18 protein-coding genes and 1 pseudogene are annotated in these 19,607 nt (G+C 66.9%); 11 read left to right on the top strand and 8 right to left on the bottom strand.

Going from position 1 to position 19,607, the window contains the following annotated elements:
• Positions 1-59 precede the first annotated feature (59 nt).
• Together C9F13_RS05500 and C9F13_RS05495 are read left to right on the top strand one after the other, a co-directional pair.
• Positions 60-395, top strand: a pseudogene (locus C9F13_RS05500) (GMP synthase (glutamine-hydrolyzing)); the annotation flags it as partial.
• A gap of 236 nt (positions 396-631) precedes the next feature.
• A complete protein-coding gene (locus C9F13_RS05495) occupies positions 632-2,599 on the top strand; it encodes an acyltransferase family protein (RefSeq protein WP_157955171.1) in 1,968 nt (655 codons plus the stop codon).
• A 237-nt stretch (positions 2,600-2,836) separates the two neighbouring features.
• Here the strand turns inward: C9F13_RS05495 and msrQ are convergent, their stop codons facing one another.
• Positions 2,837-3,457, bottom strand: coding sequence for a protein-methionine-sulfoxide reductase heme-binding subunit MsrQ (gene msrQ / locus C9F13_RS05490; protein WP_108445171.1), 621 nt, complete (start codon positions 3,455-3,457; stop codon positions 2,837-2,839).
• On the bottom strand, positions 3,457-4,473 hold the full coding sequence (gene msrP, locus C9F13_RS05485; RefSeq protein ID WP_108445170.1) for a protein-methionine-sulfoxide reductase catalytic subunit MsrP: 1,017 nt from the start codon (positions 4,471-4,473) through the stop codon (positions 3,457-3,459). The genes msrQ and msrP overlap by 1 nt, the downstream gene beginning before the upstream one ends.
• Before the next feature lie 182 nt (positions 4,474-4,655).
• Between msrP and C9F13_RS05480 the strand changes: the two genes are divergently transcribed.
• On the top strand, positions 4,656-5,102 hold the full coding sequence (locus C9F13_RS05480; protein ID WP_157955170.1) for a DUF6789 family protein: 447 nt from the start codon (positions 4,656-4,658) through the stop codon (positions 5,100-5,102).
• 49 nt (positions 5,103-5,151) lie between these two features.
• On the opposite strand, the gene C9F13_RS05475 is transcribed toward C9F13_RS05480, so the two are convergent.
• A complete protein-coding gene (locus tag C9F13_RS05475; RefSeq protein ID WP_108445168.1) occupies positions 5,152-6,810 on the bottom strand; it encodes a sensor domain-containing diguanylate cyclase in 1,659 nt (552 codons plus the stop codon).
• Between the two features lie 191 nt (positions 6,811-7,001).
• Here C9F13_RS05475 and C9F13_RS05470 point away from each other — a divergent pair, with 191 nt between their 5' ends.
• Positions 7,002-7,757, top strand: coding sequence for a TIGR01458 family HAD-type hydrolase (locus C9F13_RS05470; protein WP_108445167.1), 756 nt, complete (start codon positions 7,002-7,004; stop codon positions 7,755-7,757).
• A 14-nt stretch (positions 7,758-7,771) separates the two neighbouring features.
• On the opposite strand, the gene C9F13_RS17680 is transcribed toward C9F13_RS05470, so the two are convergent.
• Positions 7,772-9,739 carry a methyl-accepting chemotaxis protein gene (locus tag C9F13_RS17680; protein WP_245888705.1) on the bottom strand — a complete coding sequence of 656 codons (1,968 nt, stop codon included), beginning with the start codon at positions 9,737-9,739 and terminating at the stop codon, positions 7,772-7,774.
• 267 nt (positions 9,740-10,006) lie between these two features.
• On the opposite strand from C9F13_RS17680, the gene yghU reads away from it, so the two are divergent.
• The 5 genes from yghU (at position 10,007) to C9F13_RS05440 (ending at position 15,202) form a co-directional block, all read left to right on the top strand.
• A complete protein-coding gene (gene yghU / locus C9F13_RS05460) occupies positions 10,007-10,876 on the top strand; it encodes a glutathione-dependent disulfide-bond oxidoreductase (RefSeq protein WP_108445165.1) in 870 nt (289 codons plus the stop codon).
• 72 nt (positions 10,877-10,948) lie between these two features.
• Complete coding sequence (locus tag C9F13_RS05455) at positions 10,949-12,235, top strand: dicarboxylate/amino acid:cation symporter (RefSeq protein ID WP_108445164.1); 1,287 nt, start codon at positions 10,949-10,951, stop codon at positions 12,233-12,235.
• Positions 12,232-13,140, top strand: a complete 909-nt coding sequence (locus tag C9F13_RS05450) for a putative RNA methyltransferase (protein WP_108445163.1) — start codon at positions 12,232-12,234, stop codon at positions 13,138-13,140. Before C9F13_RS05455 ends, C9F13_RS05450 begins: the two co-directional genes overlap by 4 nt.
• A complete protein-coding gene (locus C9F13_RS05445; protein ID WP_108445162.1) occupies positions 13,137-13,475 on the top strand; it encodes a thioredoxin family protein in 339 nt (112 codons plus the stop codon). Before C9F13_RS05450 ends, C9F13_RS05445 begins: the two co-directional genes overlap by 4 nt.
• Positions 13,476-13,633: 158 nt before the next feature.
• Positions 13,634-15,202 (top strand): glutamate synthase-related protein, encoded by a 1,569-nt coding sequence (locus C9F13_RS05440; RefSeq protein ID WP_108445161.1) that lies wholly within the window; start codon positions 13,634-13,636, stop codon positions 15,200-15,202.
• A gap of 30 nt (positions 15,203-15,232) precedes the next feature.
• On the opposite strand, the gene C9F13_RS05435 is transcribed toward C9F13_RS05440, so the two are convergent.
• Both C9F13_RS05435 and C9F13_RS05430 read right to left on the bottom strand, forming a co-directional pair.
• Positions 15,233-15,448, bottom strand: a complete 216-nt coding sequence (locus C9F13_RS05435) for a TIGR02450 family Trp-rich protein (RefSeq protein WP_108445160.1) — start codon at positions 15,446-15,448, stop codon at positions 15,233-15,235.
• Positions 15,449-15,576: 128 nt separating this feature from the next.
• Entirely contained in the window at positions 15,577-16,575 is a 999-nt protein-coding gene (locus tag C9F13_RS05430) for an NADP-dependent oxidoreductase (protein ID WP_108445159.1), read from the bottom strand.
• Between the two features lie 250 nt (positions 16,576-16,825).
• On the opposite strand from C9F13_RS05430, the gene C9F13_RS05425 reads away from it, so the two are divergent.
• Positions 16,826-17,458: a LysE/ArgO family amino acid transporter gene (locus C9F13_RS05425; protein ID WP_108445158.1), complete on the top strand. Its 633-nt coding sequence runs from the start codon at positions 16,826-16,828 to the stop codon at positions 17,456-17,458.
• A 64-nt stretch (positions 17,459-17,522) separates the two neighbouring features.
• Here the strand turns inward: C9F13_RS05425 and C9F13_RS05420 are convergent, their stop codons facing one another.
• The gene (locus C9F13_RS05420; protein WP_108445157.1) at positions 17,523-17,834 is read right to left on the bottom strand and encodes a hypothetical protein; all 312 of its coding nucleotides are present in this window, start codon (positions 17,832-17,834) and stop codon (positions 17,523-17,525) included.
• Between the two features lie 161 nt (positions 17,835-17,995).
• Entirely contained in the window at positions 17,996-18,865 is an 870-nt protein-coding gene (locus tag C9F13_RS05415) for a LysR family transcriptional regulator ArgP (RefSeq protein ID WP_108445156.1), read from the bottom strand.
• Positions 18,866-18,989: 124 nt separating this feature from the next.
• Here C9F13_RS05415 and C9F13_RS05410 point away from each other — a divergent pair, with 124 nt between their 5' ends.
• Complete coding sequence (locus C9F13_RS05410; protein WP_108445155.1) at positions 18,990-19,604, top strand: LysE/ArgO family amino acid transporter; 615 nt, start codon at positions 18,990-18,992, stop codon at positions 19,602-19,604.
• Positions 19,605-19,607: the final 3 nt, after the last annotated feature.

The raw sequence follows: 19,607 nt of genomic DNA, 5'->3' as shown, positions 1-19,607 counted from the left end.
CGTAAGTGAGTGCCCACCCTGGAAGACACGGTGACCGCCGGGGCGCCGTGATGACTCGTCTGTTACGCGGGGCGGACGCCATCTTCATCGAGGAGCTGAACAACGCCGGCTGGTACCACAAGACCCGCCAGGTCTTCGCCGTCTTCCTGCTGGTGAAGTCCTTAGGCGTGGTCGGCGACGGCCGCCACCAGAGGGTCACCGCGCTTCGCGCCGTGGAGACCCTCGACGTCATGACCGCCCGCTGGGCGCACCCGCCCGACGAGCTTCTGGAGAAGGTCTCCCGCCGCATCATCAACGAGATCATCGGCCTCTCCCGCGTGACCTATGACGTGAGCAGCAAGCCGCCCGCGACGATCGAGTGGGAGTCGTGTGTCCTAAATAATTTATCAATATAGGTAGTATTAAGTTTTAAGAGGGCAAGGCGTAAGGATCTCAGTCGTTGAGGTCCTTGCGATTTTTTACGCCCGTGCACAAGATGTCACAATAAGTTTTGGCGACCAGGTTGATGTTCCACGGCTAGTGATGGCTGCCAAGGTCTTAATTAATGTTTGGAGCGGGTTTCCTGTCAAGCATAAGCTTTGTTTAATTGCTCATCCTCGAATAATAATGCAAATGCATGAGGAGATGTGTCTTGAGATACCGTGCCGAAATTGATGGATTGCGAGCCCTTGCTGTCGTTCCAGTGATTCTATTCCATGCGGGGTTCGATTCCTTTAGTGGCGGCTTTGTTGGCGTAGACGTCTTCTTTGTGATTAGTGGTTATCTGATCACAACTATAATTGTCGAAGATATTGAAGGCAATCGCTTCAGTATCGTTAGGTTTTACGAACGGCGAGCAAGAAGAATATTGCCCGCGCTGTTTTTTGTCATGTTCGCCTGTATTCCGTTTGCCTGGTTTTTGATGTTACCGAGTCAACTAAAAGATTTTTCTCAAAGTTTTGTTGCAGTAAGTTTTTTTGCATCTAACATTTTATTTTGGCATGAAACCGATTACTTTGCTGAATCTGCAGAAGAAAAACCGCTGTTACATACCTGGAGCTTGGCTGTAGAAGAACAGTACTATGTGCTCTTCCCAATATTCCTTTTCTTGGCCTGGCGTCTTGGAAAGGACAGGGTTTTTTGGCTTATCGTTGTTTTTTCAGCAATCAGCCTGGCGTTGAGTGAATGGGGGTGGCGTAACAGCCCTTCGGCTAACTTCTATCTGGCGCCGATGCGTGCCTGGGAGCTGTTGTCGGGTTCGATCGCAGCGTTCATCGTGCAGAAGCGTGGCATTCAAGCTAATAACCTTCTGTCAATGATAGGCCTGGTGGCCATCATGTTTGCCATATTGGCATACGATGAGCATACGCCATTCCCGAGCCTGTATTCACTGGTGCCTGTTGTCGGCGTCGTGCTGTTGGTGCTTTATGCCGATAAGGAAACGTTGGCGGCAAGGTTTTTGAGTAGCAAGGTGCTCGTGGGAATTGGCTTGATAAGCTATTCGGTTTACCTCTGGCATCAACCGTTATTTGCCTTTATTCGGATTGCTCACGTCGAGGCCGTGATGCCTCATGTTTTCATGGTCGCAATAGCGGCAACCTTTGTCTTGGCATATTTTAGCTGGAAATATGTTGAGACTCCTTTCCTCAATAAGTATAACTTTACCAGGCGGCGCATCTTGTCGGGTTCGTTGGCGGGCGTTGTTTTTTTCGTTGGCCTCGGGCTATACGGGCACATGGTTGAGGTGCAAGGCCATCGGATAAACAGCTTGGAGAACCTTGCCTTCAGTGAGGAGAGTACCGAGTTCAAGCGAAGCTGCGCATTTGGTGACCCAATGGTGGATGAAAACTGTTCGGTCATAGGTGACGTGGATACATCGCCAAAGACTTTGATTGTCGGTGATAGTCATGCAAGAGCAATGAAGTCTTCATTGGCCAATGCGTTTCTGGAGAAAGATGAAAGTGCAGTATTTGTCGGTATGCCTGGATGCACACCTATAAGAGGTGTCGCTATTTTGCATCCTTCCGTGTTTGAAGATTGCGTTGATTTGAATGATCGTGTCTACTCCGCCGTTGTCGATAGCTATGGTTTCAAGAATATTGTCGTAATTTCTCGTTGGACGTCTCATTGGGAAGGCACGCCATTCGATAATGGTGAAGGTGGGGTAGAGGTCTTTCGTGTGGCGGGAGGGCCACTGACAGGGGTGATAAACGGTGAAGCCACGACGGACAAGAGTGAAATATCGCAGCTCTATGAAAAGTCTTTACGATATTTGAGTGATATTTCCAACCTGGTTTTGGTTTATCCGGTCCCGGAAGCGGGCTGGAATGTGCCCAAGCGCTTGAGCGCACTCCACCTTTGGGAGATGGATGTGAATGAAGCCACGCTGTCAACCAGCAGTTCGTTATTCGCTGTACGAAATTCCGAGATATTCTCATTATTCGATGGATTTGACTTTGATTTCGCAAAGGTCCTGCCATCAGAAATATTTTGTGAGTCCTACCTGGAAGGTCGATGCGTGACTCATTTGAATGGAAGAAATCTTTACTATGACAGTAATCACCTGTCTGAATTTGGGGCAAGGCTTGTTGTGGAGGAGATATTCGATCACTTGAGGTGATTCAATCGGGTGGTGGCCGTGAAGAGCCAAGAGAAGTTTGCCAAAGTAGTCTGAAAGACCCCAGAGGTGTGAAGGGGCTTTCATGACGAACTTCATAGGGGCGCACCGAAGTTTTAGGAATAGAGCAGTAATGACCGACAGACCCTCGGTGTTGCGGCGCCACGTCACACCCAGACTCGCCTCTTCTGCCATCTGACCATGCCGCCTCTTCGCGAAATCGCCCACTATCGCTTTCGCTTAGACGCCGGTGAGCCGTTGACGAACCCTCGGCAGGCTGCGGGCCACCGGCGGCAGGCGGGTCGCCATGATCAGGGCGGATACGGTGGCGTAGAGGGTCCATTCGCCGAGGTCGGCGCGCACCCCCCAGAAGAAGTGCAGCAGTATCAGCCCCAGGATGGGGTAGGCGAGCTTGTGCAGCGGCTTCCAGCGCTTGCCGAGCTTGCGCATCGACCAGCGGTTCGAGGTCGCACCCAGCGCGACAAGGCCGATCAGGGCGAGCAGGCCGACGAGGATGTAGGGGCGCTCGATCAGCTCGCTGCCGAGCATGGCCCAGTCGAGCCCCAGGATGAACAGGGCGTAGCTGAGCACGTGCAGGCAGGCGTAGGCCAGCGTCCAGAGGCCGAGCTGCCGGCGGATCAGCGCAAAGCCCTTCCAGCGCGTCAGCTTGGTGAGCGGCGTCAGGCTCAGGGTAAGCAGCAGCATCCAGAGCCCGCCCAGGCCGATGTTCAGCAGCAGGTAGCGCCCCGGCTCGGGGCCGGCGGTGTTGCTGGCGACCTGCCAGCTCCACAGCAGCAGGGGCGCCAGCGCCGCCAGAAACACGCCGACGCGCCAGAGCTGCCATTTGCGCTGTGCGGCCATCAGAAGTGCTTCCGAAGGTCCATTCCGGCGTACAGCTCCGCCACCTCGTCGGCATAGCCGTTGAACATCCGGGTATCGAGGGTGTTGGGGTTGAACAGGCTGTTGGGCAGGCGCCGTTCGGTGGCCTGGCTCCAGCGGGGGTGGTCGACCTCGGGATTGACGTTGGCGTAGAAGCCGTACTCCTCCGGCGCGATCCGCTGCCAGGAGTTGACGGGCTGCTCCTCCATCAGCGAGATGCGCACGATCGACTTGATGCTCTTGAAGCCGTACTTCCACGGCACCACCAGCCGCAGGGGCGCGCCGTTCTGGTTGGGCAGCTCGCGGCCATACATGCCGAGCGCCAGCAGCGTCAGCGGATGCATGGCCTCGTCCAGGCGCAGCCCCTCCACGTAGGGCCAGTCGATCAGCGAGAACGAGGAGCGCTGCCCGGGCATCTGCTCGGGGTCGACCAGGGTCTCAAAGCGCACGTACCTGGCCTTGCTGGTCGGCTCGGCGCGCCGGATGACGTCGGCCAGCGAGATGCCGAGCCACGGAATCACCATCGACCACGCCTCGACGCAGCGCAGGCGATAGATGCGCTCCTCGAAGCGGGAAGGGCGGGCGAGGTCCTCCAGGGCGAAGCGGCCGCCGTTGTTCACCTCGCCGTCAATCACCACGCTCCACGGCCGGGTCTCGAGGCCGTCGGCGTGGCGGGCCGGGTCGGACTTGCCGGTGCCGAATTCGTAGAAGTTGTTGTAGCCGCTGGCGTCGCGGAAGGGGGCGATCGCGTCCGTCTCGGGGTCGTCCGGCACGATGGCGCGCCGGCGGGCGGCCCCGAGCTTCTCCTCGAGCCAGTCGGGGGCGTCGCCGTCGGGCACGTCCGAGTAGTCGGCGCTGGCCCTGGCCCGACCGGAGAGGGCGAGCCCCGCCCCCAGGCCCGCCATGCCGCCCATGAAGCGGCGGCGGGAGAGGTAGACGGATTCCGGGGTCACATCGGATTCACGCAGGTCGCTGGGTTTGGCGATCTTGATCAGCATGGCAGGCCTCCACTGGCGCCGGACGTCGACGCGGCAGGTTTCCGGCATCGTGACACGCGGGCCTCGTCAAACCGCTGACGCGAAGATGACAGCTTTGTAATGCGGAGCAGGGGCCTGCCCCCGCGCCGGGCCTTTCGGGGAGGGGCTACACTGAAAAGACACGGTGACAGCGGGAGGACGCCATGATGGCTCGTCTGTTACGCGGGTTGATGGCCGGGTTCACGGCCACCCTGGTCATCTCGTTGATCCTGGTGCTGCGCCTCGCGGCGGGCATCATTCCCTGGTACGACCCCATCGAAGTCATGAACCTGGCCGCCCAGGACCTGCTCGGCACGCCGGACAGCCACCTGCTGGCCTGGGTCATCCACTTCGCGGTGGGTACGCTGATCTGGGGGGGATTGTTCGCGCTGCTGGTGCCCTATCTCCCCGGCCGCACGCCCACGCGCCGGGGGCTGGAGTTCGGCGTGGCGAGCTGGCTGGTGGTGATGCTCACGGTCTTTCCCCTGGCGGGCTCCGGCCTGTTCGGCCTGGGCCTCGGCTTGGTGGCTCCGCTCTCCATGCTGGTCGCCCACCTCATCTTCGGGGCGGTGATGGGCGCCGTCTACGGCTGGGGGAGGGGCGTGGTCTAGCCGCCGGAAATTGGGAAGGCGGCGCCGCGGGGCAGCGCCGCGCCGGCGGCTACCAGTGCACCGCCACGCGGTTCCTGCCCTCGCGCTTGGCCTGGTACATGGCAGCATCGGCCCGCTGGGTCACGGCCTGGACGTTCGCGTCGTTCGGCCGGAAGCGGGTGACGCCGATACTCACCGTGAAGTGGAAGGGGAGGTCGTCCGCGTCGACCGAGGCCTCGGCGATCTGGCGCAGCAGGCGCCAGGCGACGCTCTCGGCCTGATCGGGGACCATGTCGGGCATGATCACCATGAACTCCTCCCCGCCGGTGCGGCAGGGCAGGTCGCCGGGGCGCAGGTGGTCGCGCAGGGTGTTCGCCAGCAGCTTCAGGCCCTTGTCGCCCTCGGCGTGGCCCAGGCTGTCGTTGATGGCCTTGAAGCGATCGATGTCGATCATCAGCAGGGCCGCCTCGATCTCCTCGCGCTCGACCGAGCGCGCGACCTCGCCCGCGGCCTCGTCGAAGGAGCGGCGGTTGGCCAGCCCCGTCAGGGAGTCGGTGCTGGCCTGGCGGGCCCAGTAGGCCTGCTGGCGTTTCTGCCGGGTGACGTCGCGATAGACCCAGAGGTGGCCGTGGTACTCATCGGCGATGAACAGCGGCGTGTAGCAGCGCTCGAGATAGCGGCCGTTCGCCATGGCCAGCAGGTCGCGGGCCTGCTTGCGCCGCTCGTCGACCAGCTCCTCGATGCGCGCCACGAAGGCCTCCGGCTCCGTGAATTGCCCCTTGGTGGCCTGGAGCGCCTCCCGACAGTCCACGCCCGGGAGGCGCTTGGGGGACGTCTCGAGGCCTAAGAGATCGCAGAACGCCTGGTTGGCCATGACAACCCGGCGATGCTCATCCTCGAGCATCAGCCCCAGGTCCAACCCCTCGATGACCACCTCCAGCTGCCGCTGCGAGACGCGCTGCGCGGCCTCCAGCGCCTTGCGCGAGGTGATGTCGAGCTCGCCCATCACGATCATCGGGGCGCCCGTCTGGGGGTCGGCGGCGCGGCACAGGTCGATATGGTGCCAGCGCTCGCCGCCGCGGATCCGCATCATCGCTTCCAGGGAGCAGCGCGGCTCGCCCGCGAGCCGGCGCAGGAGCCCCTCGCCCAGGTCGCGATCGGCGAAGGACTCCGCGAAGGCGGCCGGCCCATGGCGCGCCTCGAGGGCGGCCGGGTTGCGCACCAGCAGCTCCCCCCGGGCGTCGAACACCGAGACCATCATCGGCGAGTGCCGCACGGCCTCGAGGGCGCGCAGGCTGGAGGCGTCCAGGGAGATGCCGCCCTCGCCCCCCTCCACCAGCATGCCGACGCGCCCGTCGTGCATCAGGTGCCGGCTGCAGCGACAGTGCAGCGAGACGGCCTGGCCGCCGGGGTAGAAGCTCCAGTGCTCGTCGATCACCTCGCCGTTCGCCAGGCGCGGGAGGTAGTCCGCCAGGCGCCGCCGCGTCGCCTCGCTCATCGTCGCCGAGAAGTCACGGGTGTAGAGGGCCTGCGGCGTCTCGGCCTCCCAGAACCTCAGCGCCGCGGCGTTGGCGTAGCGCATCCTCTCCTGCTCGATGTCGAAGATCCAGACGGGCGTCTGGAGACGGTCGAGCAGGGCGTCGTCGCCCGAGGTGGCCGCGTAGGGCGCGTCATGGAAGAGGGTCATGGGGCGGAAGGGGCCTTGAAGGTTGCCGTGAGTCTCCGCCATGACAGCCCATCATCGCGGATCCTCCTTGATTAGCTAACAATGACCCTATCATCGAACGATCAACGCGGCAGCCTCTCTCTGTCACCGATATGACGATCCCGATCAACGTTGTGGTCGATCGCGGCGCGCGGCCGTGCCGGCCGCCAGCGGCTAGTCTGGTGGGAGACGAGGCGGCGGCGGAGGACGCGACGATGCTCAAGGCGGTACTTCTCGATATCAGCGGCGTGTTGACCGAGGACGGCAAGGCCCTGCCCGGCGCCGTGGAAGCGGTTTCGCGGCTCGCGGCGAGCGAGCTCAGCTTGCGCTTTCTCACCAACACCTCGCGCAAGACCTCGGCGGCGGTCTGCGAGGAGCTCGAACGCCTCGGCTTCGCGGTGACGCCGGCACAGGTATTCACCGCGCCGGGGGCGATCCGCCGCCACCTCGAGCGCCATCGGCTGACGCCCTACCTGCTGGTCCACGAGCGGCTCGAGCCGGAGTTCGCGGGCCTGCCGGAGGGCGAGCCCGACGCCGTGGTGCTCGGCGACGCCGAGCAGCGCCTCGACTACGCCCACCTCGACGCCGCCTTCCGGCTGCTGCTCGAGGGGGCGCCGCTGCTCGCCGTGGGCACCAATCGCTACTTCCGAGCAAAGGGCTCCCTGCACCTGGACGCCGGCCCCTTCGTGCGCGCCCTGGAGTACGCCGCCGACGTCGAGGCGCGTATCCTCGGCAAGCCCTCGGCCGACTTCTTCCATGCCGTGCTCGATGAGGCCGGGGTGAAACCCGACGAGGCGCTGATGGTGGGCGACGACGTGGAGTGCGACGTGCTCGCCGCCCAGGCGGTCGGTCTTTCGGCCTGCCTGGTGCGCTCCGGCAAGTATCGCCCGGGCGACGAGGAGCGCGCGCCCGAGGCCCGCTGCGAGGCGAGCCTCGAGGCGCTGGTCGAGTCGCTGCTCGACGCGTCCTGAGCGACGGGTCGGGCCTAGAACGCCTCCCAGTCGTCGGCCTGGGCCGCCGCCATCGGCCGGTCAGTCGGGCGCGATGCGTCATCGGGCTGCGGCGACGGGCGAGCCGCGGGGCGTTGCTCGCTGCGCGACGCCGCCCTCGTCTGGGGGTGATACTCGCCGAGCACGAAGGAGTCGACCAGTTGGCTCAGGCGCTGGGCGTGATCCTTCATCTCGCCAGCGGACGACGAGGACTGCTGCACCATCGCCGCGTTCTGCTGGGTCATGGTATCCATCTCCGCCACGGCGGTATTGATCTGGCCGATGCCGCTGCTCTGTTCCCGGGCGCCGGCGCTGATCTCGGCGATGACGTCGGTCACCCGTGACACGCTCTCCACGATCTCCTTCATGGTCTGCCCGGCGGAGCGCACCAGCTCGGCGCCGGAGTGGGTGTGCGCGGTCGAGGCATCGATCAGCTGGCGAATCTCCCGTGAGGCCTCGCTGGAGCGGCTGGCCAGGGTGCGCACCTCCTCGGCGACCACGGCGAAGCCGCGGCCGTGCTCGCCGGCGCGGGCGGCCTCCACCGAGGCGTTCAGGGCCAGGATGTTGGTCTGGAAGGCGATGGCATCGATCATCGTGATGATGTCGCTGATCTTGGCCGAGGAGGCGTTGATGTCGTCCATCGTGCGCTCGACCTGCTCCATCGCGGCCTCGCCCTGGCGGGCGACGTCCGCGGTGGACTGCACCAGCTGGTTGGCCTGGGAGGCCGACTCGGCGCTGTGCGTGACCGTGGAGGTGATCTCCTCCATGGAGGCGGAGGTCTCCTGCAGGTTCGCCGCGGACTGCTCGGTGCGCGTCGCCAGCTCCTCGCTGCTCTGGCTGATCTCGCCGGCCGCCCGATAGACGCTGTAGGTGGTCCCGCGCACCTCGCGCAGCGTCTGCTGCATGCGCGCCACGAAGGCGTTGAACTGCCGGGCCAGCTCGCTCAGCTCGTCGCGGCCGCTGTCGTCCAGCCGGCGGGTCAGGTCGCCCTCGCCGGCGGCGATGTTCTCCATGGCGGTCACGGTGCGCTGGATCGGGCGGGTGATCGTGTGGGAGAGCCAGTAGGCCACGAGCAGGCCGGCGCCCAGGGTCAGCGTCGCGATCAGCAGCGCGGCGTTGCGGGCCAGGTCCATGATGGCGACATAGTTGGAGCGATCCAGGGCGATCTCGACGACGCCGATGGGCGTGCCCGCATAGTCGTTCACGACATGGCCCATGACGGCCAGGGGCACATCGCCGCGAGAGGCGTAGTGAATCTCGCCCTCGCCCTGAAGGGTCGCCTGAAGGGCCGGGGCGGGCAGCAGCGCGCCCTCTTCCAGGGTCGAGGCGTAAGGGGAGAAGCCGTCGGCCGTCTTCAGGTGCAGGCCGGCCTCGACGCCATACTGAGCGGCGAAGCTCTCGAAGAAGCCTTGTCCCAGGCCCATGCCGAACTCGAGCGATCCCACGTGCTCGTCGCGATGGAAGACGGGCACCAGGCCGCGGATGCCGAGGCCCGCCACGCCCTGATCGACCCCCGATACCGGCGCCCGGGTCCGGTTGGTCTCGACGATGGTCGGGCGCAGGGCGCTCAAGTCGTCACCGAACTTCTCGGGCCTGTGCACCCGCAGGAGCGAGGTCGCGGGCGGCAGGTGGAACTGGAACTGGCGAACGCCGCCCTCCTTCAGGGCGGCGAAGCCCGGCGCGAAGAGCGCGGCGAGCCGGTCCCTGTCCTCGCCGGCGAGGGCCGCCTGCACCTCGGGAATGCCGCCGACCAGGTGACTCATCGAGGTGGCGAGCCGCGCCTCGGCCCTCAACTTGGCGTTGAAGCTCTCCTGCAGGGACTCGAGTTCCCGCTGCTCGGCCTGCTCGATGACGCTGGCGATGCGGTTCAACAGGAAGGGCACGATGATGGTAATGGCGAGCAGCAGCACGACGGCGAGACTCGCCATGATGCGCAGCTTGATCGAATGGTTATTCAGTTTCATTTGATTTCCCGAAGTCGTCATCAACAGGGGTACGGCCAGTTCGAGTTCTTGTGGGCCGGGAGAGGGGGAGGGTGTTGAATAGGCGTTATTGGTGGAATAAATTCTTATAACGTTATCGGCAAACGTAATGGCGCCTTTAATGGAAGGTGCTGACGAGGCGCGTTCGCGGTGGGGCGTGGCGCAGGGGGCGGTGCGTCGCAGGTTGATAGCAGGCTAATGCGTCCCCATATTGGTTCTCAGCACACGCTTCGCTATCGAGGAGGGCCCATGAGCCAAGGCAACGACTACACTCCGCCGAAGGTCTGGACCTGGGAGAAGGCCAGTGGCGGCACCTTCGCCAGCATCAATCGCCCCGTCGCCGGGCCCACCCACGAGCAGGAGCTGCCGGTCGGCGAGCATCCATTCCAGCTCTACTCCATGGGCACGCCCAACGGAGTGAAGGTCACGACGATGTTCGAGGAGCTGCTGGCGCTCGGTCACCGGGACGCCGAGTACGATGCCTGGCTGATCCGCATCGGCGAGGGCGACCAGTTCGGCAGCGGTTTCGTCGAGATCAACCCCAACTCCAAGATCCCGGCGCTGGTCGACCGCAGCGGCGACGAGCCGATCCGGGTGTTCGAGTCCGGGGCCATCCTGCTCTACCTGGCCGAGCGCTTCGGCGAGTTCCTGCCGAGTGAGCACGCGGCACGCACCGAGACGCTCAACTGGCTGTTCTGGCAGATGGGCAGCGCGCCCTTCCTGGGCGGCGGCTTCGGCCACTTCTACGCCTACGCGCCCGAGCCGATGGAGTACCCCATCGACCGCTACGCCATGGAGGTCAAGCGCCAGCTCGACGTGCTGAACCGCCGCCTGGCGGAGACGCGCTACCTGGCCGGCGACACCTACACCATCGCCGATATCGCCAACTGGGCCTGGTACGGCCAGCTGGTGCTGGGCCGGATCTACGACGCCGGCGAGTTCCTGCAGGTGCAGGAGTACGAGCACGTGATGCGCTGGGCCAAGGAGATCGACTCCCGCCCGGCGGTGCAGCGCGGGCGCATGGTCAACCGCACCTTCGGTGAGCCCTCCATGCAGCTCCATGAGCGCCACGACGCCAGCGACTTCGAGCACAAGACGCAGGACGTTATAAGCTCTTAATCATCCGGTCGTTGCACACCGAGCGCCGTGGGCCTAAGGTCCGCGGCGCTTATCGTTTCCCAAGAGGTCAAGATGTCTACTCTTCTGTCCCCCCTGTGGCGCGGCTACCGCGATGCCTCGTTGATCCTGCGCGTGAGCCTCGCCCTGGTGCTGGGCGTGGTGGTCGGCCTGCTCGGCGGGCCCGCGGTGGCCGACTGGCTGGCCCCGCTGGGCGAGCTGCTGATGCGGCTGTTGAAGTTCATCATCCTGCCCATCGTGCTCTTCACCCTGATGGCCGGGGTCAACCAGGGGCGGGCCGGCAGCCTCGGGCGCATCGGCCGCAAGGTGTTTCTCTACTACCTGGCGACCTCGGCGCTGGCCATCGCCGTGGGCCTGGCCGTGGCCACCCTGCTCTCCCCGGGGGAGGGCATGTCGCTTCAGGGCGCGGGCTCGGTCTCGGTGCCCGACAACCCCGGCATCCTCTCGGTGGTGCTCGGCATCGTGCCGACCAACATCGTCGCCGCCTTCGCCGAGCAGGACCTGCTCGGCATCATCTTCATCGCGCTGGTGTTCGGCCTGGCCGTGGCGAAGATGCGCCAGTCGGAGTCCCAGTCCGAGCTCGGCGAGAAGCTCTACGGGCTGATCGAGGCGCTCAACGCCGCCACGCTCAAGGTGATGGGCGGCATCCTGCACGTGGTGCCGGTCGGGGTCTTTGCCATCGTGGTCGGCACCGTCGCCGAGCAGGGCCTCGAGACCCTGCTGTCGCTGGGCGACATGGTGGTGGTGCTCTACCTGGCGCTGGGCGTGCAGCTGCTGGTCTATCTCGGCCTGCTGCGCGGCTTCGGCGTGCCGGTGCGGGCCTTCTTTCGCGAGGCGCGCACGCCCATGGCCACCGCCTTCGCCACCCAGAGCAGCTCCGGCACCCTGCCGCTGACCCTGGACGCCGCGAGCCGCCTGGGCCTGCCGCGCAGCCTCTACGGCTTCAGCCTGCCGCTGGGCGCGACGCTCAACATGGACGGGGCGGCGATCCGCATCGCCATCTCGGCGGTGTTCGCCGCCAACGTGATGGGCGCGCCGTTGGACTGGTCGAGCATGCTGCAGATCGTGGTGGTGGGCACGCTGATCTCGGTGGGCACCGCCGGGGTGCCGGGCGCCGGCATCGTGATGATCGCCACGGTGTTCTCCCAGGTCGGCCTGCCCATCGAGGCCGTGGCGCTGCTCACCGCCATCGATGCGCTGGTCGGTATGGGCTGCACGGCGCTCAACGTCACCGGCGATCTCGTCGGCACCGCCGTGATCGGCCGCAGCGAGGGCGAGCGCATCGAGACCCGCGCCGCGTCGCAGGCGGCGGCCGTCGCCGGCCAGGGCGACGCCTCATGAGCAGCACCCCCTTCGAGGCGCTGGCCTGTCCCCTCGACGGCGAGGCGCTGACGCGCCGCGACGGTGCCTGGCGCTGCAGCGCCGGGCACAGCTTCGATATCGCCCGCCAGGGCTACGTGCACCTGCTGCCGGTGCAGCAGAAGCGCTCCCGGGATCCCGGCGACAGCAAGGCGATGGTCGCGGCGCGCCAGCGCTTCCTCGAGGCCGGCCACTACCGGCCGATCGCCGACGCGGTCGGCCGCGCGGTGCTGGCCGGGGCGGGCCCCGAGCCGCTGAGCTGCCTCGATGCCGGCTGTGGCGAGGGCTACTACCTGCGCGAGCTGGCCCGCACCTGTGACGAGAAGCGTGACGAAGTGGGCGCAGAGGAGGGCGAGGCGCCGCCGTCGCTCTCGCTGCTGGGCCTCGACATCTCCAAGTGGGCGGTGCTCGCCGCCGCCCGGCAGGGCAAGCAGGCGGGGGTGCCGGCGAGCTGGGTGGTCGGCAGCAACGCCCACCTGCCGGTGCTGACGGGCACCCTGGACCGGCTGCTCTGCCTGTTCGGCTTCCCGGTGGCCGCGGAGTTCGCCCGGGTGATGAAGCCCGGCGGGGTGCTGCTGACGGCCGAGGCGGGACCGGATCACCTGCGCGAGCTGCGCGAGATCATCTACCCCCGCCTGAAGCCCGAGCGCACCGCAGAGCCCGCCGCGCCGGCGGGCTTCGCGCACCTCGATACCGAGACCCTGCGCTACCCCCTCGCGCTCGAGGGCGCAGAAACCATCGCCGACCTGCTGGCGATGACCCCGCACCTCTATCGCGCCAGCGTCGAGGGCCGGGAGCGGGCGGCGGCGCTCGACGCCCTCACCGTCACCGTGGAGGTGCGCCTGACGCGCTACGTGCGCCAGGGTGCCGAGGAGCCGGCGGCGTGACGCCCGTCGCGGATCGGGCCGCCTTCGAGGCCACCCTGGCCGCGCACCCCGCGGTGCTGGTGCTCTTCGGCGGCCGGGCCTGCGGGGTCTGCCAGGCCATCAAGCCTCGCCTCGAGGCGCTGCTGGCCGCCGAGTTTCCCCGCCTGGAGGCCTGCTACGCCGACTGCCAGGGCGAGGCCGCGGCGCTCTGCGCCCAGCGGCGCATCTTCTCGCTGCCGGTGGTCGAGCTGTGGTTCGACGGGCAGCGCTTCGCGACCTTCGCGCGGGTCTTCTCGCTGGCCGAGGTGCGCCGTGCCCTCGAGCGCCCCTACGCGGCGCTGTTCGCCGACTCCTGATCTGAGCCCGCGGATTTTCCCAGACGTCTCCGGGGCGCAAGGAGCGGGGACGATAGCCAGGGACGATCGAGCGCATCGAGGCCGCGGGGTTTTCGCCGGCCGCGGTCGGTGGCTATCTTGGCAGGAGGACCCACGCGCCGATCGAGGAGCCCGCGCCCATGAAGACGCCCGTGATAGCCGCCAATTCGCCCGCCACCGTGACCCTGACCAAGGACAAGGAGTATGCCTTCTGCCGCTGCGGCCGCTCGGCCGACCAGCCCTTCTGCGACGGCTCTCACGCCGGCACGGGCTTCACGCCGCTGAGCTTCGTGGCCGAGGAGGACGGCGAGGCGACCCTGTGTCGCTGCAAGCACACCGCCGATGCGCCCTACTGTGACGGCACCCACGCGCGCTTCGACGACGACGAGGTGGGGAAGGAAGGCCCCGGGGACGCCGCCGACGAGTCGGAGGACGCGCAGGATGGCGACCAGGCCCCCGAGGCCAAGCCCACCGAGGAGGAGCCCACGGTGGCCTTCATCCACCAGCTGGCCCGGGAGGGGCTCGAGCAGATGGGCCCCCACGGGCCGACCGCCGCCATGGGCGTGCCGCGCCATACCCTGCCGCACTGGGACGACCTGCAGATCATGGCCGCCCAGCTGGCGACCCAGCCGCTGATGGAGGACGCCGAGGTCGCCACCGAGCTCGTGATCGGCCCCGAGGCCAAGAAGCCGCTGACGCTCTCGATGCCGCTGCTGGTCTCGGACATGAGTTTCGGGGCCCTCTCCGAGGAGGCCAAGATCGCCCTGGCCCGCGGCGCCGAGCACGCCGGCACCGGAATCTGCTCCGGCGAGGGGGGCATGCTGCCCGAGGAGCAGCAGGAGAATTCGCGCTACTTCTACGAGCTCGCCAGCGCCCGGTTCGGCTACGACGAGGCGCTGCTCGAGAAGGTCCAGGCCTTCCACTTCAAGGGCGGGCAGGGCGCCAAGACCGGCACCGGCGGCTTCCTGCCGGGCAACAAGAACACCGCCAGGATCGCCAAGGTGCGCGGCATCCCCGAGGGCGAGCCGGCCGTCTCGCCGCCCACCTTCGAGGACCTGCACTCGGTGGAGGACTTCCGCCGCTTCGCCGACCGGGTGCGGGAGCTCAGCGGCGGCATCCCGGTCGGCTTCAAGCTCAGCGCCAACCATATCGAGCGGGACATCCAGTTCGCGCTGGACGCCGGCGCCGACTACCTCATCCTCGACGGCCGCGGCGGCGCCACCGGGGCGGCCCCGACGCTCTTTCGCGACCACATCAGCGTGCCCACCATCCCGGCGCTGGCGCGGGCCCGGCGCCACCTGGACGCCCGGGGCGCCAGCGGCCGGGTCACCCTGATCGTCACCGGCGGGCTCAGGGTGCCGAGCGACTTCGTCAAGGCGCTGGCGCTGGGCGCCGACGGCATCGCCATCGCCAACAGCGCCATCCAGTCGATCGGCTGCGTGGCCGCGCGGATCTGCAACACCAACAACTGCCCGGCGGGGATCGCCACCCAGCGAAAGGACCTGCGCCAGCGCCTCGACGTCGAGAAGTCGGCCCGCCAGCTGACGACCTTCCTCGAGTCCTCCGTCGCGCTGATGCAGGTGCTGGCCCGGGCCTGCGGCCACCACCGCCTGGATCAGTTCAACCCGGAGGATCTCGCCACCTGGCAGCGCGAGATGGCCCTGCTCAGCGGGGTGCGCTACGCCGGGGTGATGGACCCGCGCGGCTAAGTCTTGCGTTACCGGGGACCGGGCCGGCGGCTAGCGCCAGCCCACCCGCCAGGTGGCGTCGTCCTTGAGGGCCTGCCAGGGCAGGAGGGTCTCGCGGCGGGTATAGACCGCCTCGAGGATCACCTCGACCACGGTCTCCTCCTCGTCGCGCAGCAGTTTCGTCACCAGGAAGTGCTTCTCCTTGTGGCGAGGCGCGACGGCGGTCCACTTGCTGTGGTGGAGCTTCTCGGGGTTGATGGCGTTCATGGCCGTCTCCTCGGGGCGGGTGGGGCGTATCGCCAGGATTCCAGCCCGGAGGGGCCAACGCAACGGGGGCGCCGGCTCGGCCGGCGCCCCCTTTCAGCTCACGTCGTGCTCATGTCGGGCGGTGCGGATCAGAGTTTGACCAGCATCTTGCCGCGGTTGGCGCCCTCGAACAGCTTGAGGAAGGCGTCCGGGGTGCGCTCGAGACCCTCCTCGACGGTCTCCTCGTAGTCGATCTGGCCCTTCTCGACCTGCGGGCCGACCTCCTCGAGGAACTGCGGGTAGTGCGCCCAGTGATCGAAGACGATGAAGCCCTGCATGCGGGCGCGGCGAATCAGGATCATCGCCAAGTTGCCCGGGCCGGCGCTAGGCCCGTCGGCGTTGTAGCGGGAGATCATGCCGCACACGGCGATGCGCGCGCCGACCCGCAGGGTGTTCAGCGCCGCCTCGAGGCAGGTGCCGCCGACGTTCTCGTAGTAGACATCGAAGCCCTCGGGGCAGGCCTCGTTGAGGGCCGCGGTGAGCTGGGCGGCGTCCTTGCCCTTGTAGCCGACGGCCTTGACGCCGTGCGCCTCGAGCCAGTCGAGCTTCTCCTGGGAGCCGGCGATGCCGACCACGGTGCCGCCCTTGGCCTTGGCCAGCTGCACGGCGAGCGAGCCCACCGCGCCGGCGGCGCCGCTGACCAGCACGTTGTCGCCTTCCTTCATCTCGGCGATCAGGTTGAGGCCGCTCCAGGCGGTCATGCCCGGCATGCCGAGCACGCCCAGGTAGGCCTGCTCCGGCACCTCGAAGGTGGGCAGAGTCTCGAGCTCGCCGGCGGGCAGCTGGGCAACGTCACGCCAGCCGCCCATGTGGCGCACCTTGGTGCCCACGGGGAAGTCCGCCGCGCGGGACTCGATCACCTCGCCGATGGCTGCCCCCTCAAGGGGCGCACCCAGTTCGAACGGCTCGATGTAGGTGGTCACGCCGTCCATGCGGCCGCGCATGTAGGGGTCCACCGACAGCCAGGTGTTGCGGATGCGCACCTCGCCCTCGGCGAGGTCGGGCAGCGCCTGCTCGTGCAGCTCGAAGAGCTCGCGGGCCGGGGTGCCCTGGGGGTGATCGGAGATGGTGAAGAAGCGGGTCTGCATCGTGCGACTCCTGTCGGTGTGCGGGGTACGTGTCGTACTAGACGACCAGTCTAATTCAGAACGCCGGGCGCGCCAAGCCGTATGCGACTCGCGTCGCGATCGCGCTGGGATAGCATCGCGTGACCCACCGTCGGCGGACGATGCGGCACGGGAAAGTCAGGTAAATCCTGGCGCAAAGGGCCGGCTCAACTAGCCTGAGGAGGCTGCGCCCGCGTCGGGTGTGGTGTACCCCGCTACGGAAAGCGACCCCATGCTCGAGAGCTACCTCACGGGAGTGGCGCTGAACGGTGGCCTCGTCGCCTCCATCGGTGCCCAGAACGCCTACCTGCTCGGCCAGGCGATTCGACGCCAGCACCACTGGTGGTCGGCGGGGCTGTGCATCGGCAGCGACGTGCTGCTGCTCGCGGCCGGGATGTTCGGGATCAGCGCCCTGTTGGTGACCCTGCCGGTGACCATGGAGGTGATGCGCTGGCTGGGGGTGGCGTTTCTCGTCGTGCTCGGCGCCCAGGCCCTGGGGCGAGCGATCAGCGGCAACGACCGGCTGGTCTCGGCCCGGGGCCGGCTGCGCAGCCGCCGCCAGGTGCTGCTGGCGACGGCGGCGGTCACGCTGCTCAATCCCCAGGTCTACCTCGAGACCCTGCTGGTCATTCCCTCGGTGGGCATCCAGCTCAGGAGCGCGGCCATCTTCATGCTGGGGGCGGCGACCGCGTCGGTGGCCTGGTTCGCGATGCTGGCGTGGGGCGGCGCCCGGCTCTCCGGCTGGCTGTCGCGCCCGGCGGCTTGGCGCGCCATCGAGATCGCCACCGGCCTGATGATGCTGGCCATCGTCGTGCACCTGGTTCGCGAGTCGCGGCTGTTCGAGGTGGCGTGGCCGCCGCCCTGACGCAAAACACCCCATCCGGCGGGGCCGAATGGGGTGCGGTGAGCACCGTCTCGTGCTCATGGCCTCAGCGTTGAGGCTGCTGCTCGAAGAGTTCCGCCTTGGCATCGCGCATCACGTTCTCGCAGGCGGCCTGGTGGGCGAGCTGGAGAAGCAGGCCCTGGGTCAGGGCGAAGCCCTTCTCCAGGCAGGTGTCGACCTCCTCGCGGCTCACTTCGGGGGTCACGTTGCAGTCAATCTTCAGCGTTCTACCACCGCCGTCCAGCCGATCGGCGAAGGCCCTCAAGCGCCAGGCCATTCGCTGTTTCCAGCTGGCGGATTCTTCCATGCCTTCGTTGACGCTAAACGTGCACTGCCATTCAGGTTTGTAGACCTTCATGTGAACCTCCCGTGCTGGCTGGAAAGAATGCTCGATCGTGTCTGCTGCTCCCTGCGGGTAAAAGGTGTTGCCCGGCCATCATACAGGCTTTCGCCCGCGGGGCCATCGCGCCCCACGGGGCGATGGGCGCTTCGGCGCCTCGGGCGTACCCGAGCCGGTACTCACTCCAGTCGAACCCTGCTCAGCACATCGGTCAGCTGCTCCAGCACCTCGCCGCTGTGGCGCCAGAAGTGCCAGTAGAGCGGCACGGAGAGCGCCTGCTCCGGCGCCAGGCTGGCCAGCCGGCCCTCGGCCACCAGCGACGTCACCTGCATGCGCGGCATCATGCCGTAGCCCATGCCGGCGAGCGTCAGGCCCACGAACCCCTCCGACGAGGGGCAGAGGTGGTAGGGAAAGCGGCCGTGGTAGCCGCAGCTCGCCAGGAAGCGGTGCTGCAGCTGGTCATGGGGGCCGTAGACGATGGCCGGGGCGCGCTGGAAGGCCTCGGACGTCGGCCCGTCCGGGAAGTGGCGGGCGATGTAGGCCGGGGTGGCGTAGGGGTGGTAGACCATGGTGCCCAGCGGCACGCAGCGCGCCCCGGCGATGGGGCGGTCGCTGGCGCACAGGCAGGCCGCCACCTCGCCGTCGCGCAGCCGCTTGAGCCCCACGTCCTGGTCCTCGATCACCAGGTCCAGCAGCAGGCCCCTGGCCCGGCAGAAGTCGCCCACGGCCTCGGCCCACCAGGTGGCCAGGCTGTCGGCATTGAGGGCGATGCGCAGGCGCGGCGCGGCCTCCTCCAGGGTCGGCAGCGTGGTGCGCAGGTCGCGCTCCAGCAGCTGTACCTGCTGGACATGGTTGAGCAGCCGCTGGCCCGCGGGGGTGGGGGCGAGCCGGGGGTGGCGGATCAGCACCGGCTGGCCCAGGCGGACCTCCAGCGCCTTGATGCGCTGGGAGATGGCCGACTGGGAGAGCCCCAGCTGCTCGCCGGCGCGCTCGAAGCCGCCGCACTCGATCACCGTGGCCAGCGCCTGGAGCAGCTTGTAGTCCAGCATGGGGCCTCCTTCGGCAGGCGTTCGGTATAAGTAAAACTGATGTGATATTAGCAGGATGATTTTTCAGCATATCAGGGCGTCGCTATGCTGGCCTCTCTCGACGAATCAGGAGGGGGGGCAGGCGATGTTGGAGAGCTATCTCACGGGGCTTTTGGTATGCGGCGGCATCATCGTCGCCATCGGCGCGCAGAACGCCTATGTGCTGGGGGTGGCCGTGCGCCGCGAGCACCACTGGTGGTCGGCGGGGCTCTGCATGAGCACCGATACGCTGCTGCTGCTGGCCGGGATGTTCGGCGTCAGTGCGGTGCTGTTGAGCATGCCGAGCGCGCTGGAGGCGCTTCGTTGGCTGGGCGTGGTCTTCCTCGCCTGGCTGGCGGCCCAGGGCTTTTTTCGCGCCGCCAGCGGGCGAGAGGGGCTCTCCGTCGACGGGGCGGGCGAGCGCAGCCCGAGGCGCGTGCTGCTCGCCACCCTCGCGGTCACCCTGCTCAATCCCCAGGTCTACCTGGATACCCTGCTGCTGATCCCCTCCATCGGCGCCCAGCAGCAGAGCGCCGCCACCTTCGTGGCCGGGGCGGTCACCGCCTCAGTGCTGTGGTTCAGCCTGCTGGCCTGGGGCGGCGCGGCGCTCTCGCCCTGGCTCTCCCGGCCGCTGGCCTGGCGGGCGATCGACGGCACCATCGGCGTGATGATGGCGGTCATCGCCGTGCACCTCGCCGTGGGGACCCCCGCAACGGCCTGAGCG

The organism is Halomonas denitrificans, from assembly GCF_003056305.1.
GTDB lineage: Bacteria > Pseudomonadota > Gammaproteobacteria > Pseudomonadales > Halomonadaceae > Halomonas > Halomonas denitrificans.
This window is presented reverse-complemented; position numbering and strand designations above follow the sequence as displayed.

Coding starts and splice junctions, on each gene's coding strand:
- msrQ (WP_108445171.1), bottom strand. CDS start 3,457: ATGGCCGCACAGCGCAAATGGCAGCTCTGGCGCGTCGGCGTGTTTCTG.
- msrP (WP_108445170.1), bottom strand. CDS start 4,473: ATGCTGATCAAGATCGCCAAACCCAGCGACCTGCGTGAATCCGATGTG.
- C9F13_RS05480 (WP_157955170.1), top strand. CDS start 4,656: ATGATGGCTCGTCTGTTACGCGGGTTGATGGCCGGGTTCACGGCCACC.
- C9F13_RS05475 (WP_108445168.1), bottom strand. CDS start 6,810: ATGGCGGAGACTCACGGCAACCTTCAAGGCCCCTTCCGCCCCATGACC.
- C9F13_RS05470 (WP_108445167.1), top strand. CDS start 7,002: ATGCTCAAGGCGGTACTTCTCGATATCAGCGGCGTGTTGACCGAGGAC.
- C9F13_RS17680 (WP_245888705.1), bottom strand. CDS start 9,739: ATGAAACTGAATAACCATTCGATCAAGCTGCGCATCATGGCGAGTCTC.
- yghU (WP_108445165.1), top strand. CDS start 10,007: ATGAGCCAAGGCAACGACTACACTCCGCCGAAGGTCTGGACCTGGGAG.
- C9F13_RS05455 (WP_108445164.1), top strand. CDS start 10,949: ATGTCTACTCTTCTGTCCCCCCTGTGGCGCGGCTACCGCGATGCCTCG.
- C9F13_RS05450 (WP_108445163.1), top strand. CDS start 12,232: ATGAGCAGCACCCCCTTCGAGGCGCTGGCCTGTCCCCTCGACGGCGAG.
- C9F13_RS05440 (WP_108445161.1), top strand. CDS start 13,634: ATGAAGACGCCCGTGATAGCCGCCAATTCGCCCGCCACCGTGACCCTG.
- C9F13_RS05435 (WP_108445160.1), bottom strand. CDS start 15,448: ATGAACGCCATCAACCCCGAGAAGCTCCACCACAGCAAGTGGACCGCC.
- C9F13_RS05430 (WP_108445159.1), bottom strand. CDS start 16,575: ATGCAGACCCGCTTCTTCACCATCTCCGATCACCCCCAGGGCACCCCG.
- C9F13_RS05425 (WP_108445158.1), top strand. CDS start 16,826: ATGCTCGAGAGCTACCTCACGGGAGTGGCGCTGAACGGTGGCCTCGTC.
- C9F13_RS05420 (WP_108445157.1), bottom strand. CDS start 17,834: ATGAAGGTCTACAAACCTGAATGGCAGTGCACGTTTAGCGTCAACGAA.
- C9F13_RS05415 (WP_108445156.1), bottom strand. CDS start 18,865: ATGCTGGACTACAAGCTGCTCCAGGCGCTGGCCACGGTGATCGAGTGC.
- C9F13_RS05410 (WP_108445155.1), top strand. CDS start 18,990: ATGTTGGAGAGCTATCTCACGGGGCTTTTGGTATGCGGCGGCATCATC.